The following is a 13,825-nucleotide window of genomic DNA, read 5'->3' as shown; positions in this document are numbered from 1 at the left end:
GCAACCGCGCGGCGTGGGGGCTGCGCCGTGTCCTGGCGGCCCTGAAGATAAATTGCCGGTTCGGTGGCAAAAAACCGCCAGACAGGCTTCAATGGCTGCCTCGCTCCGCTTCTTCCCTCTGCCGGCTTGGGTCCTATCGTGATATCTGATGACGCTGAAGCGCTTCGGCAGCGGTTGCACGCGCTCGAGGCGGAGAATGCCGATCTGCGGGCTCGTCTGGCCGCCGCCACTGGCACCTCTCCGGTCACGGCTGGCGAGGAACATTTCCAGCAGATCTTCGAACAGGCGCCGGCGGCCATGGCCGTGTTGCGCGGCGCCGACCTGCGTTTCCAACACGTCAACCCGGCCTACCAACGCCTGCTGGGCCTGGGCGATGTAATCGGCCAACCGGCCCGGCAGGTGCTGAGCGGGCGTATGGCGCGACGTTTCATCGACCTGCTCGAAGAGGCCTATCGGTGCGGCCGGGCGGTGCGGGCGCGCAATTTCGAGGTGCCGGACCGACCGGGTCATCAGCTGGATTTCAGCTACCAGCCGCAGTTCGATGCCCTGGGGCGGGTCGAAGGCCTGTTCATCCTGGAAATCGACGTCGCCGAACAGCGCCGTGTCGAGCATGCCTTCGCCCAGGAGCGCGAGCGCTACGAATTCCTGTTCAACACCATGGATGAAGGATTCTGCGTCATCGAATTCTTCGACGGTCCCCACGGGCCGCTCAGCGATTACATCCATATCGAGGCCAACCCGGCTTATGCCGAGCACGCGGGTATCCGCAACGTGGTCGGGCAGAAGCTGCGTGAGATGGTGGGCGAGGAGGCGGACAGCTGGGTCGCGCGCTACGCCCACGTATTGCACAGCGGTGAGCCGATTCGCTTCGAGCAGGAGTTGATCGCCACCGGCCGTCACCTGGCGATCAGCGCCTTTCGTGTTGGCCCCGCCAGTCGCAAGCAGGTGGCGGTGCTGTTCCAGGACGTCACTCAGCGCAAGCAGGCCGAGGCGTCGCTGCGCCAGCTCAACGAGACCCTGGAAGCACGGGTGCGTGACGCCAACGAGGCACGGCGGGTGCTGGCCGGCGTGGTGGACGGTGCCGATGCGCTGATCTTCATCATGGGTTTCGATTTCCGCTGGATCGCCATCAACGGCTCAGGCATGCGCGAGTACGAGCGCGTGTTCGGCGCCTGTCCGCAGATCGGCGAGAATCTCAAGGACGCCCTCAGAGGCCAGCCCGAGCACCTCGACGCCGTGCTCGGCCCCTGGCAGCGTGCGCTGGCCGGTGAAGAGTTCGAGGTGGTGGTGCCGTTGCAGACCGAGCAGGGGACGCGTCACTACGAGATGCACTTCAGCCGCCTTAACGACGGCGATGGCCAGCAGATCGGCGCCTACCAGTTCGTCTACGATATCACCGAGCGCCTGCAGGAGCAGGAGCGTCTGCGGGTGGCCGAGGACGCCCTGCGCCAGTCCCAGAAGATGGAGGCGGTGGGGCAGCTGACCGGCGGCATCGCCCACGACTTCAACAACCTGCTGACCAGCATCAGCGGTTCGCTGGAGTTGTTGCAGATGCGCCTCGGCCAGGGGCGCCTGGGCGATCTGGACCGCTATGTCAGTGCGGCGCAAAGCGCGGCGCGGCGGGCCGCGTCGCTGACCCACCGGCTGCTGGCTTTTTCACGCCGCCAGACCCTGGATCCCAAACCCACCAACGTCAACCGCCTGGTCACCGGGATGGAAGAGCTGGTGCGCCGCAGCGTCGGCCCGCATATCACCACCGAGGTGGTGTTGGCCGCCGGGTTGTGGTCGAGCTTCATCGACGGCCCGCAGCTGGAAAACGCCTTGCTCAACCTGTGCCTCAACGCCCGGGATGCCATGCCCCAGGGTGGCCGGTTGACCATCGAGACCGCCAACAAATGGATCGACGACTACGCGGCGCGTGGTCGCAACGTGCCGCCGGGCCAGTACGTGTCGCTATGCGTGACGGACACCGGCACCGGCATGAGCGAGGAGGTGATCGAGCACGCCTTCGAACCGTTCTTCACCACCAAGCCGATAGGCGAGGGCACCGGCCTCGGGCTGTCGATGGTCTACGGCTTCGTGCGCCAGTCCGGCGGCCAGGTGTGCATCTACTCCGAGCTGGGCCAGGGCACCACCATGTGCCTGTACCTGCCGCGCCTCTACGGCAGCGACGAGGCGGATGCCGAGCCGATCGAGCAGGAAACCGACGCCCACAACGCCAGCCGCGAAACGGTGATGATCGTCGACGACGAGCCGGCGATCCGCATGCTGGTGATGGAGGTACTCGAAGGGCTGGGCTACACCACCCTGGAAGCCGGTGACGGGCCTTCAGGGCTGAAGATCGTGCAGTCCGATGTGCGTATCGATCTGCTGGTCACCGATGTCGGTCTGCCGGGCGGCATGAACGGCCGCCAGCTGGCCGACCTGGCTCGCCTGGAGCGCCCCGAACTGAAGGTACTGTTCATTACCGGCTACGCGGAGAACTCGGTGATCGGCAACGGCCATCTGGAGCCGGGCATGCGCCTGTTGACCAAGCCCTTCACCATGCAGGCGATCGCCAACCGTATTCACGAGATGATCGAAGGCGACCTGCAGGCCTGAGCCGGCATTGCCTTCGCTCAGGCGGGCTCACCCGAGTTGCCGGGAAAATACAGTTCCAGTAGTTTGCGTGCGGACTTCTTGATCGCCGTGTCCAGGTCGACGGTGGAGAACCAGCGGCAATCGGCGATTTCGTTCAGCGGCCGTGCTGCCAGGGTTTCCGGTACCGCCAGGCGGAAGACGTGGTGGGGGCGGCTGTCGAATTGGTGCAGGGCCAGAAATTCCAGGGCCTGGCTGTCCAGCCCGGTTTCCTCGCACAGCTCGCGCAACGCTGCTTCGGCCGGCCCTTCGTTGGCTTCGATCTTGCCGCCTGGCAGTGTCCATTTCGCGTCGGCCTTGCGCACCAGCAGGACTTTGCCCTGCTGATGGCAGATCACGGTGGCGCGGTGTTTGGCGGATTTGATCATGGTGTTCCCGAACGTCGTTTGCGGTGTTCTCTACAGGGTGCGGTAACGGCGAAAAGTTCGGACTGTTTGACCAATGACCGCCGTGCCCCACACTTCGACTGTAGACGCTGGCGCCGAGGATTTCAGTCACCGCGCCTGCCGTGTGTCGAATCGATCACGGGTTGCCCTGGCCGAGCCCGGTGCTCCCACGCCGGGCTCGGTCAGAAGGCACCACCGATCGGGTACTCGACGACCAGGTACAGGCGATCGATGTCAACCCCGGCTTGCGCGGCGTTGGCACGGTGGGCGGCGTGGGCGAGGGCGACCGACAGGTCCTTGGCCGCGCCGCCGGGCACCCGGTAGCGCAGCTCGATAACACGCTCCCAGTGTTTGCCGCCGTCACCCTGTTGCGGCACGTAGCGCCCGCTTTGCCCATCATAGGGGGCTAAGGTCTGTTGCCGTTTCAGCGCGAGCCGCGTTGCCGCGAGAATGGCCTCCGGTTAGGCGCAGGACGCCGGGAATGGACTAGCCGTCCGCGTCGTCCCTCGCCAAGTCCTGCAACCACAGCGGAGGCCATTTCCCGCGCAACCCGCAGGGCCGGGCCCGTTTTGTCGCGATGCGGCGTTTCTCGCCGGCTCATTTAGCCCGCTAAACTTCGCATCTGTGTGCCCCACACGGATGTGGGAAATGCCGCAAGCCCGCCGGGAGCGGCCGCGGCCCTTGCCTCGCGGCAAAACGGGCGTCGGCGCGACCGTGCGTGAAACGGCAACAGACCCTCTGAGCCCTGGGCATCCACACCCAGGCCGAACGGGCCCGGGGTGAAGGGTGAGTGCGACTCGCTGATGAAACCCTGGGCCCACTCCTGGCGATAACTCCGCCGCGTCGAAGCGCTGCGCGTATCGCTGTGCAGAAAGTAGTTGCGGCTGAGCAGGCTCCACCCCGGCTGTTCGCTCGCCCAGGCAGGCGTGCCAGCCGCTGCCGTACCGACTGCCAGCACCCAGGCGAGGCGGCTCATTGCCACGGCAGCCGTTTGCCCAGGGCAAACCTGCCGGGGCCGGCGATCAGCAAGGTGGTGAAGATGATCGCCAGCAGCCAGGCGAATTGCCCTTCGCCCAGGCTCCATTCGGGGTGCACGACGGCCAGCGATACCACCAGCACGGCCAGCACCGGCAGCGTGGCCAGCCGGACGAAGGCACCGGCGATGATCAGCAGGGGGCACAGCACCTCGGCGAAGATCGCCAGGCTGAGGGTCAGGTGCGGGCCCAGCCCGAACGGATCTTCGATCAAGCCGAGCTCGGCCTGGAAGTTGAGCGCCTTGGGCAGCCCGTGCACGACCAGCAGCAACAGGCTGCCCGTCACGCGTAAAAACAGCAGCGCCCAATCGTGGGGGTGTCCCTGGGGTGCGATTGCAGTGGTCATGAAGCCTCCTGTGTGAAGGCTTCACTGTGCCCGGCGGTTCGGCAGGAATCTTGTATGACTGTGCTCGATCTCCCTGTACCGCTTTATGGACGGCCAGTCGTACAGGGTTTCATCGGCGGCCAGTGAGTTTTTATACATCACTGAAGCTTATGCAGCCCTTTTCCATGGCGTGTGGAGAATTATCGCTGGAGTGAAGTTGTCAAGTTGGCGGAGTCGAACTAACGAAAAGTTATGCGCCGACTGTTTTTGTATAGAAAGCCGTATTGCGTAAGAAGATTTATTCCTGGAAGACCCACTGCCGAACAAGTTTAAAAGGGCCGCCTGCCTGAAATGGCGAGCTAAGTTGTACAGGATGGTTGCGTGTACAGTTGCAAATGCATGCATTGTTTTGCGGCTATCAGCTTATCTCCCCGAAAAACCCGGGCCCCTTGTACGGGGCCTGGGTTGTCGCTGTTAGGATGCGCGCTTGCCACCACCGCCATGACTGTTCTGGCCACCCTTGCGGCCTGCTTCTGCAGCTTTTTCACGGTCGTTGGCGAAGTTGCCGCCACTGTTCTTGCCACCCTTGCGGCCTGCCTCTGCCGCTTTCGTACGATCATTTGCAAAGTTGCCTGGATTGCTATGCGCCATTTTTCATCTCCTTATTGTTCAGGGGTGAGGGGTGCCTCAGGAAATACGAATTGAATTCTGCAAATTTCGTTCGAAATGAATAGCGGGTCACAGGATGAACGGCAACTTTCAGAATGGCGTGTTGGAAGTATGGTTATCCGAGCGTGCAAAATGCCGGATTGCAGGAGAGGGTTATTGCATTGTGCATGATGAATATTTTGAACACCGCTGATTTTATTGGAAAACTTTTTGGCACCGTTGATGCACGGTTTTTTTAACCGCAAGCCTATCGGGCTGTCCCCAGGCATTTGTTTTTCCATACCTATAAATACGCGCTCAGCGTTCGAGGTGAGTTGTGATGATGTCCATCCTGGAACAACGGCAGATCATGGAATCCGCCTTTCTGCCGCTCAACTGCCGTTGCACCATCGAAGCCGATGACACCATGACCCTGGAAATTCGTGCGCCCGAAGACGATCACCTGTTGCTCAGCGTGAGTGGTATCCAGCGCAGCGAGCTGTCCAGTTCCCGCTCCATTTCCCAACTGGTGCTGCGTCTGCGTCAGCAGCTGGCGACTCATGAGTCGCAGAACTCGGCCCGCCAGGTGGGTTCCCTGGCTTGAGTGGTCGCCGCATCTTCACCATCACCAGCCGAGAAGAGGTGACCCATGAGTAGCGAACCAATGGATACCCTGTGGGCCGAACAGCGCAGCAGCGTGCTGGCCCAGGCCCTGGGCATCAGCCGAGAAGAGGTCGAGCAGTGGGTGATCGAGGACTATCCCGATACCGAAAGTGAAGGGCCGCTGGCTGGCCACATCGTGGAGCTTTCCGATGAAGCGCCGCCGGCGCTGGTCGAGAAGCTCGGCGGCAGCGTCGTCAGGTTACCGCCGCTGCCGTTCAACCAGGGCTTGGAAGGGGCTTGAATAGGCAACCACTCAGCGCGAGTCGGTGGCCAGCAGTTGCATCAGGCGATCAGCCAGATCGCGGCGGCGGAAAGGTTTGGCCAGGACTTCGAAACTGCTGATCTGGGTCGGCGTCAGATTGGCATAGCCGGTGATGATCAGCACTGGCAGGCCCGGTATCCACTGGCGCAGTTCCTGGGCGAGTTGCGCCCCGGTCTTGTTTTCCATGATGTGATCGGTCACCAGCGCATCGGGGCGCAGACCCTCGTCGATCAGCTTGACGGCCGCGGCGGCGCAATTCACTTCGGTCACCTGATAGCCCAGGTCTTGCAACTGCAGGCTTGTGGTATCGCGTACCAGTGTTTCGTCATCGACCAACAGAATATGAGTCGGCCGCGGCATGGGATACCTCTCTATCGCGCTCGAGCTTCTCGCAGGCGACCGGCGCATCCGTGGTCGGCAGCCATAGGCTGACCCGGGTACCCTGCCCGGGCGTGGAATCGATGGCGAAGCCGCCGCCGGACTGCACCAGCAGGCCCTGGACCATGGACAGCCCCAGGCCGGTGCCCTTGCCCACACCCTTGGTGGAGTAGAACGGCTCGGCGCAGCGGCGCAGGGTTTCTTCGTCCATGCCACAGCCCGAATCGCTCACTACCAGGCGGGCATACTGCCCAGTGCTCAACCCGGCGCCGTTCTCGGCATGTACCTCGTTCAGCTCGGCAGTGATGCTCAGCCGGCCATCGTCGTGCATGGCATCCCGGGCGTTGACGGCCAGGTTGAGCACCGCCAGCTCCAGCTGATGCGGGTCGATGAACACCGTGGGCATACGCTCGGGGATATCGATGCGCAACTCGACCATCGGCCCCAGAGAACGCTGGATCAGGTCGCGCATGTTGCGGATCAGGGTGCACAGCGCCACGGGCTGCGGCTCGAGGGTCTGGCGGCGGGCGAAGGTCAGCAACCGCCCGACCAGGATGCGCGCGCGGTCGGCCGCCTGCAGCGCACCATCGGCCAGTTTTGCGCAGCGCTCGTCCGGCAGGCGCCGGCGAATCAGCTCCAGCGAGGCCATGATGGGCGTCAGCAGGTTGTTGAAGTCGTGGGCGATGCCCCCCGTCAATTGGCCGACCATCTCCATCTTGTGCGCTTCGTGCAACTGCGCGACGGCGGCCTCGCGTTGCGCCACCATGGTGGCGACGCGATCTTCGAGGGACTCGTTGAGTTCGCGCAGCTCGGCTTCGGCTCGCACCCGCTCGCTGATGTCGACGCTCACGCAGATGGTGCCGGCGACCTTGTGCTGCTCATCGAGCAGCGGCGAGACGTGATTCTGCACCCACACCATGCTGCCATCGGGCCGGCTGTAGCAGCGGGTGTTGTCGAAGGACCGGCCGTGGCGCAGGCTGTATTCGAACGTCGAAGCAACCGAGGCGCTTTCACCCGACTCGGCCAGCTCGTACAGGCTCTGGCCAAGCAGTTGTTCGCGGCGCCGCCCGACGATCCGACAGTAGTGGTCGTTCACCCGCACCAGGTTCATGCCCGCGTCACACACGGCGATACCGGTAGCGGCCTGGTCGAACATCGCCGACAGCTGGGTGGAGCTCAGCCGCAGCGCCACTTCGGCGCGGGCGTGGGTGATCCACGCCCAGGCCAGCTTGGCGGTTTCCTCGGCCAGGTGGGCTTCGAAATCGGAGAATAGGTGACCGCTGTGATGCTCGATGACCAGTACCGCATCGAGCTCGCCGTGGCGCACCACCGGCACGTGTAAGGCAGCGGGCGCGCCGTCGGTTCCCTCCTGAATCAGCGGCCGACCCATGAGCAGCACCCCGTTCTGCTCGGCACTGTAGCGCTGCAGCGGTTGCCCGGTCGCCGTCGGTGTGAAAACGTTCTGGCGGCTAAACGCCGCCTCGGCATCGAGGTTTTCGGCAAAGAATATCTGCGAGGCGTTCAGTTCCTCGGCGAGCCGGCGCAACACCAGGGCCTCGACCTGATCCGGCTCGGTGACCGATGGCAGCGCCTGGCCCAGTTCCAGCAGAAAGGCCTGGCGGCGTTCGAACTGCACGCGCTGGGTGGTTTCATTGACCACGCACAGTACGCCACCTACCGAACCATCTGCCTCACGCACCGCCGAATAGGACACATCGAAGTACACCGCTTCGCCGCGGCCATGACGTTCGATGTAGAAGGGGCGGTCCTTGGCGGCGAAGGTTTCGCCGGTTTCGCGCACGCCGCGCAGCAGCGGCTCGAGGTCGTCCCATAGCTCGGACCAGTTTTCCACTGCCGGTCGCCCGAGGGCGCGTGGGTGCTTGTTGCCAATGCTCGGCGCGTACGCGTCGTTGTACAGCGCGATGTACTGCGGGCCCCAGAACAGCACGATCTGCGCCTTTACCGGCAGTATGGTGGCCATCAGGGTTTTCAGGGCCACTGACCAGTCGCCGGGCGCGCCCAATGGCGAGGCGCTGCCATCGAGATTGCGCAACAGTTCGCCGACCTTGCCGCCATTGGCGGTGAAGCTCAGGCGCTCGGCAACGGTTTCGCTGGGGGCTGGCTTGGTCAACTGATCCATATCATCGAGGCGAGCGCATTAATCGGAGGCATGACGATCTTGTCTGTTAGCTAAGAGAGGTCGAAGCGGCGCCGCGTTCCGCCCTATTTTGCTGTTTTATACGGGCTGTGCACGCACGCCTGGCCTGTTGCCATCCTGTTCAGCGTTTCGCGGTGGCGCTGCCGGGCGTTACGGGCTCGGCGCGCAGGTAGCTGCGGCGGATGCGCTCGACCTCGCCGCTGCGCACCAGCGCCTGCAGCGCAGCATTGAGCTGCGGCAACTGATCGGCGTGCCGGCGTTGCAGCTTGATCACCAGCGGCGCATCGCTGAGCTGGGCGCCGCGGGTAAAGCCCTCTGGCGCAAGTTTGCGGGCGGCGAGCTGATCGATGAACACCTCGTCCACCATGGCGACGGCGTCGACCCGCCGGCGCACCAGCAACTCGACCAGCGCGTGATCCCGCGAGGTTTCCAGCTTTTCCAGCCGGCCGCTGCCCAGGGCGCTGTCCAGGCTGCGGTAGGCGTAACCGCGCACCATGCCGATACGCAGCCCGCGCAAGTGCTCGATGGGCAGGTGCCGGGACGGGTGGTCGCTCAGGAAGTACAGATACTCGCGCACCTGCAGGTAAGGCTGCGAGTAGACGAAGCGTTGCGTGGCGTTGTCGGCGTTCCAGGCCGGCGAGTCGGCATAATTGAGATCCAGGCGACCTTCGTCCAGCAGGAGGTTGAGGCGCCTGGCCGGGTGGAACACCAACTCCAGCCGGTTGCCGCTCTGCGCCATGACCCGACGGATGACATCCACGGCGATCCCGGTCGCCCGGCCCTCGCCATCCTGATAACTGTAGGGCGGCCACTGCGCGGCGCCGCCCGTCAGACTCTGCGCCAGGCCGGCGCTGCACCACAGGGCGGCCATCACTGCACAGCCGTACAGCAGGCGACAAGCTGTCATGCGAACCTCGTGAACGTCCATGTCGAGAGGGCGGCAGTGTACGAGCCGATCGCACTCCATACGTTGACAGGTGTCTGATATCTGCAGGTGCGCCACCGCACAAGGTTCTCATCGGCCGAACGGTTGTAAAGATCTGTGCAACACTCTATGGGCCATGATGTCATTTGGTTATCATCCATCCGAAGGTCTGCGACGGGGATTCCGGCACCCGATTCGCGCGCGTCAACCGAGAGAAGAACGATGCTGGCTCCGTACCCACCCCTACCGATGAACGAGCTGAGGCGGCAGCGCCTGATCGACGCGCACCCGTGCCTCGTCGACGCCGACAGCGACGCCTTCCTCGACGAAGTGGTGAAGATTGCCGCGCTGTACTTCACTACGCCGATCTGCCTGATCACCATCCTCGACCGTAAACGGCAATGGTTCCGCGCCCGGGTGGGTACCGAGCTGCAGGAAACCCCGCGCGCCGACTCGTTTTGCGCCTACAGCGTGGCCATCGGCGACAGCGTCGAGGTCTGCGATGCCCAGCAGGACGAGCGCTTTCGCTGCAACCCGCTGGTCACGGGTAAGCCGGGCATCCGCTATTACGCCGGTGTGCCGCTGGTGCTCGAAGGCGGGTTGGTGCTCGGCAACCTGTGCGTGATCGATACCCAGCCGCGCGCCCTGATGTCTGCCGCCGACAAGGCGATGCTGGAGCAGATCGGCCGCCTGGCCGTCACCCGCCTCGACGAGATGCGCACTGCGGCCTTTATCGATGGCGCCACCGGGCTGTACAACCACGCCAAGCTGGACGAGGACATCGGCGACGCGATCGAGCGGGGGGAAAGCCCATTGGCGGTGGCCATCGAGCTGGTGTCCCCGGCGCAGCTCAACGATATGCTCAAGTCGCTCGGCTTCCAGTTCCTGATCGACTTCACCCTGTCCGTGAAGAACCTCCTGCGCCGCCTGCTGCCGGCCAGCTGGGAGCTTTACAAGATCAGCGCCCTGCGCTTCGCCTGCGTGGCGCCCGGCAATCAGCTGGAGCAGGCCCAGGCGGTGTTCGCCACGCTGCTCGAAGCGTTCGGCAAGCCCATTCATTGCCAGGAACTGCCGGTGCTGCCGCAGATCGGTATCGGCGTGCTGCGCCTGGAGCCCGGCGCGGTGCCCGAGGGCTGGATGCGCCTGATCGTCTGCGCCGCCGATGAAGCGCGCACCTCGGGGCAGGGCTGGGCCTATTACGACGAACAGATGGACGCCGTGCAGCAGCGCGCCAACCGCCTGCTCAACGACTTGGCCGACGCGGTGCGTGCCGATGACCAGCTGCGCCTGGTGTTCCAGCCGCGCGTCGACCTGAACACCGGCGCCTGTCTATCGGTCGAGGCGCTGCTGCGCTGGACGCACCCGACCCTGGGCGAGGTCGGCCCTGCCGAATTCATTCCCCTGGCCGAGAAGACGCCCCTGATCCACGCGGTCAGCTTCTGGGTGATCAACCGGGCAATCAGCCAGATCGATGCGTGGCGCCGTGAGGGCACGGATCTCAAGGTGGCCATCAACGTATCGGCCGAGGACCTGAACAACGATCACCTGACCGACGAGATCGTCCGCCTGCTGGCGCGCCACGAGCTCGATGGCTCGTGCCTGGAAGTGGAGTTCACCGAGAGCGCGCTGGTCGGCGACTTCTCGGTGGTGATCACCCAGATCGAGCGGCTCCAGGCCATGGGCGTGGAAATTGCCATCGACGACTTCGGCAGCGGCTACAGCAACTGGTCCCACTTGCGCGACATTCCGGCCAATACGGTGAAGCTCGACCGCTCGTTCATGGATGACCTGCAACCGGGCAACAAGGACTGGAACATCGTCCGCGCACTGATCAGCCTGGCCAGGGAACTGGGTCAGCGGGTGGTCGCCGAAGGCATCGAAACCAAGCACACCCTCGAGGTGATTCGCGAGTGGGGCTGCCAGGAGGCCCAGGGCTTCTACATTTCCCGTCCGCTGGAAGCCGGTGACCTGCTGGCCTGGCTGGACCAGCGCACGGCCGCCGCCATAAGCAGTTCGGAGCTGGCGTAAGTCCCCAGCGCTGCCTGAAATACCCGGTTACTGCTAGGATCCTGCACTTCAGCCTGCACGAGCCGCCGCCATGGCCCTGCATCTGTGGTTCACCTTCTTTCTGGCCTATCTGGCCACCACCCTGACGCCTGGGCCGAACGTGCTGCTGGTGGTGCGCAATGCCTTGCGCCACGGGCCGGCGGCCATCGGCGCCACGCTGCTAGGCAACCCCACGGCGCAGCTGGTGGTCACCACGGGCGTCGCGCTGGGCGTCGGAGCACTGCTGATCGCCATGCCAACCGCCTTTGTGGCACTGAAGATCATTAGCGCTGGCTACCTGATCTACCTGGGGATTGGCCAGCTGCTGGGTCGCCGGTCAGCTGCCGGTACGAGCGTGACGGAACCGGCCGTCAGTCGGGTGGCGAACTGGCGTATCACTGGCGCGGCGTTTCTGTGTCGGCCAGCAACCCCAAGACGATGATCTTCCTGTGCGCATTCCTGCCGCGGTTTCTGCAGCCCGAGCGCTCCGTGACGCTGCAGTTCACGGTCATGTACCTGACCATCGCCGCCATCGTGGAGGTGGTGCATTCGCTGTACTGCTTTACGGCGTTTCGCTTCGGCAAACGGCTCGAGGCCATGGGCTGGGTGGCGACTCTCAAACGCCTGACCGGCGCGCTGTTTATCGGGCCGGGCCTGCGCCTACTCACTGTCCGAGCGGTGTAATGCATTTCGCGAATGCTGGATAGCAGAACGCCGACCCTCGTGGGGGCGGCGTTCATACAGAGGCGTCGTAGGGCTGGCTAGCGTTTCGCTGTGCTGCCGGCCGAATCGCCGTAAGTCTGCGCGCAGGTGGTGTGGTCGCTGCCGTCCCAGCATTCGATGTTCTTCAGGTCCGGCATGTCATCGCGGTGGAACACCGGCTCCACACCACGCTGACGCTGCTCGCGGTAATGCTTGAGCAGCCTGGCGACGATACCGGCCAGCGGCACGATGGCGATCAGGTTGGTGAGGGCCAGCAGCGGCATGAACACATCCGCCATGGACCAGACCACGGACATCTGCACCACCGAGCCGATCATCACGAAGGCCATCACCGCGACCCGAAACAGGTTGAGCAAAAGCTTGCTGCCGAACATGTACTGAATGTTGGATTCGCCGTAATAGTAGTTGCCGATCACCGAGGTGAAGGCGAACAGCAGGATGGCCAGGGTCAGGAAATGCAGCGCCCAGTTGCCCAGTTGTTCGGCCAGGGCCCACTGGGTCAGGCCTGCGCCCATGGTGCTGTCGCCGTAGGCATGGCTGGGATCGGCCAGCAGCACGATGATCGCCGTCATGGTGCAGATCACCATGGTGTCGAAATACACGCCCAGGCTCTGCACCAGCCCCTGCTTGACCGGGTGCGACACCGACGCCGTGGCGCTGGCGTTGGGCACCGAGCCCATGCCGGCTTCGTTGGAGAACAGGCCACGCCGCATGCCCATCATGATCGCCGCGCCGACGCCGCCACTGGCAATCTCGCGAAAGCCGAAGGCATGGGCGAAGATCTCGCCGATCATCGCCGGTACCTGGCCGATGTTCAGCACGATGACCAGGGTGCCGAGCGACAGGTACATCACCGCCATCACCGGCACCACGGTCACCGAGACCTTGGAGATGATCTGCACGCCGCCAAAGATGATCGCGCCGGTCAGCACCGTCAGCACGCCGCCCAGTATCCAGTTCAGGTGCGGGTTGCCGTCTTCGCCGCCGAAGGAGGTCTGCATCACGTCGATGATCGAGTTGGCCTGTACCGAGTTGAACACCAGGCCATAGGTGATGCTGATCATCACCGCAAAGATGATCGCCAGCCAGCGCCAGCCCAGGGCGCGCTGAATGTAATAGGCCGGCCCGCCGTGGTAGCGGTAATGCTTGTCGGACTTGTACAGCTGGCCCAGGGTCGACTCCACGAAGGCGGTGGCGCCGCCCAGCAGGGCCACCATCCACATCCAGAACACCGCACCCGGGCCACCCAGTGCGATGGCCGTGGCCACGCCGGCGATATTGCCGGTACCCACCCGCGACGCGGCGGAAATGGTGAACGCCTTGAAGGACGAGATGGCCTTCTGATCGCCATGGTTGCGCTCGGTGATCACCCGGAACATTTCCGGGATCATGCGCACCTGTACGCCGCGGCAGACCCACGTCAGGTACGCGCCGCTGAGCAGCAGCATGGGGATGGCAAGGTAGGTCCAGAGCAGGCCGGAGAAGGCATCGAGCAACGCAGACACGGGCGTCTTCCTTTGGTGGTCTTATTCGAAGGGGCGCGAGGATAGGGCACTACGCCCGAATTCCCAAACCCGATTACGCTGCCAGCCGGCCACGTCAGCCCGATTTCCTGTCCTAGCAGCGGTTCTGCTTAGGGC

13 protein-coding genes and 2 pseudogenes are annotated in these 13,825 nt (G+C 64.0%); 6 read left to right on the top strand and 9 right to left on the bottom strand.

Features of this window, described 5'->3' with window-relative positions:
* Positions 1-138: 138 nt before the first annotated feature.
* Complete coding sequence (locus SA190iCDA_RS17510) at positions 139-2,601, top strand: PAS domain-containing protein (RefSeq protein WP_083329789.1); 2,463 nt, start codon at positions 139-141, stop codon at positions 2,599-2,601.
* Positions 2,602-2,618: 17 nt separating this feature from the next.
* Here SA190iCDA_RS17510 and SA190iCDA_RS17505 read toward each other — a convergent pair whose 3' ends face one another.
* From SA190iCDA_RS17505 to SA190iCDA_RS17485, 5 genes and pseudogenes are all read right to left on the bottom strand, one after another.
* Complete coding sequence (locus SA190iCDA_RS17505) at positions 2,619-3,005, bottom strand: NUDIX hydrolase (RefSeq protein ID WP_070885340.1); 387 nt, start codon at positions 3,003-3,005, stop codon at positions 2,619-2,621.
* Positions 3,006-3,205: 200 nt separating this feature from the next.
* Positions 3,206-3,418 (bottom strand): annotated as a pseudogene (locus tag SA190iCDA_RS17500) (OprD family outer membrane porin); the annotation flags it as partial.
* A gap of 206 nt (positions 3,419-3,624) precedes the next feature.
* On the bottom strand, positions 3,625-3,999 hold the full coding sequence (locus SA190iCDA_RS23550; RefSeq protein ID WP_083329760.1) for an OprD family outer membrane porin: 375 nt from the start codon (positions 3,997-3,999) through the stop codon (positions 3,625-3,627).
* Positions 3,996-4,403, bottom strand: coding sequence for a DoxX family protein (locus tag SA190iCDA_RS17490; RefSeq protein WP_070885338.1), 408 nt, complete (start codon positions 4,401-4,403; stop codon positions 3,996-3,998). Before SA190iCDA_RS17490 ends, SA190iCDA_RS23550 begins: the two co-directional genes overlap by 4 nt.
* A 453-nt stretch (positions 4,404-4,856) precedes the next feature.
* A pseudogene (locus SA190iCDA_RS17485) lies at positions 4,857-5,018 on the bottom strand (general stress protein); the annotation flags it as partial.
* 352 nt (positions 5,019-5,370) lie between these two features.
* Here SA190iCDA_RS17485 and SA190iCDA_RS17480 point away from each other — a divergent pair.
* Together SA190iCDA_RS17480 and SA190iCDA_RS17475 are read left to right on the top strand one after the other, a co-directional pair.
* A complete protein-coding gene (locus SA190iCDA_RS17480) occupies positions 5,371-5,634 on the top strand; it encodes a DUF1652 domain-containing protein (protein ID WP_070885336.1) in 264 nt (87 codons plus the stop codon).
* Positions 5,635-5,679: 45 nt separating this feature from the next.
* Positions 5,680-5,934 (top strand): hypothetical protein, encoded by a 255-nt coding sequence (locus tag SA190iCDA_RS17475; protein WP_139159465.1) that lies wholly within the window; start codon positions 5,680-5,682, stop codon positions 5,932-5,934.
* Positions 5,935-5,946: 12 nt separating this feature from the next.
* Here SA190iCDA_RS17475 and SA190iCDA_RS23545 read toward each other — a convergent pair whose 3' ends face one another.
* The 3 genes from SA190iCDA_RS23545 to SA190iCDA_RS17460 form a co-directional block, all read right to left on the bottom strand.
* Positions 5,947-6,315 (bottom strand): response regulator, encoded by a 369-nt coding sequence (locus SA190iCDA_RS23545; RefSeq protein ID WP_236100879.1) that lies wholly within the window; start codon positions 6,313-6,315, stop codon positions 5,947-5,949.
* Positions 6,281-8,464 (bottom strand): PAS domain-containing protein, encoded by a 2,184-nt coding sequence (locus SA190iCDA_RS17465; RefSeq protein WP_419203823.1) that lies wholly within the window; start codon positions 8,462-8,464, stop codon positions 6,281-6,283. Before SA190iCDA_RS17465 ends, SA190iCDA_RS23545 begins: the two co-directional genes overlap by 35 nt.
* Positions 8,465-8,612: 148 nt before the next feature.
* Complete coding sequence (locus tag SA190iCDA_RS17460; RefSeq protein ID WP_170833934.1) at positions 8,613-9,398, bottom strand: substrate-binding periplasmic protein; 786 nt, start codon at positions 9,396-9,398, stop codon at positions 8,613-8,615.
* A 240-nt stretch (positions 9,399-9,638) separates the two neighbouring features.
* On the opposite strand from SA190iCDA_RS17460, the gene SA190iCDA_RS17455 reads away from it, so the two are divergent.
* The 3 genes from SA190iCDA_RS17455 to SA190iCDA_RS23175 all read left to right on the top strand — a co-directional run bounded on the left by SA190iCDA_RS17455 (position 9,639) and on the right by SA190iCDA_RS23175 (position 12,146).
* Positions 9,639-11,444: a sensor domain-containing phosphodiesterase gene (locus SA190iCDA_RS17455; RefSeq protein ID WP_070885333.1), complete on the top strand. Its 1,806-nt coding sequence runs from the start codon at positions 9,639-9,641 to the stop codon at positions 11,442-11,444.
* A 70-nt stretch (positions 11,445-11,514) separates the two neighbouring features.
* Positions 11,515-11,904 (top strand): LysE family translocator, encoded by a 390-nt coding sequence (locus tag SA190iCDA_RS23180; RefSeq protein ID WP_268963858.1) that lies wholly within the window; start codon positions 11,515-11,517, stop codon positions 11,902-11,904.
* A complete protein-coding gene (locus SA190iCDA_RS23175) occupies positions 11,877-12,146 on the top strand; it encodes a LysE family translocator (protein ID WP_268963857.1) in 270 nt (89 codons plus the stop codon). The genes SA190iCDA_RS23180 and SA190iCDA_RS23175 overlap by 28 nt, the downstream gene beginning before the upstream one ends.
* Positions 12,147-12,223: 77 nt before the next feature.
* On the opposite strand, the gene SA190iCDA_RS17445 is transcribed toward SA190iCDA_RS23175, so the two are convergent.
* The gene (locus tag SA190iCDA_RS17445; protein ID WP_070885332.1) at positions 12,224-13,690 is read right to left on the bottom strand and encodes an alanine/glycine:cation symporter family protein; all 1,467 of its coding nucleotides are present in this window, start codon (positions 13,688-13,690) and stop codon (positions 12,224-12,226) included.
* Positions 13,691-13,825: the final 135 nt, after the last annotated feature.

The organism is Pseudomonas argentinensis (assembly GCF_001839655.2).
Classification (GTDB): domain Bacteria; phylum Pseudomonadota; class Gammaproteobacteria; order Pseudomonadales; family Pseudomonadaceae; genus Aquipseudomonas; species Aquipseudomonas argentinensis_B.
Note: the sequence above shows the minus strand (reverse complement) of the source record. Positions and strands in the feature narration are given on the sequence as shown.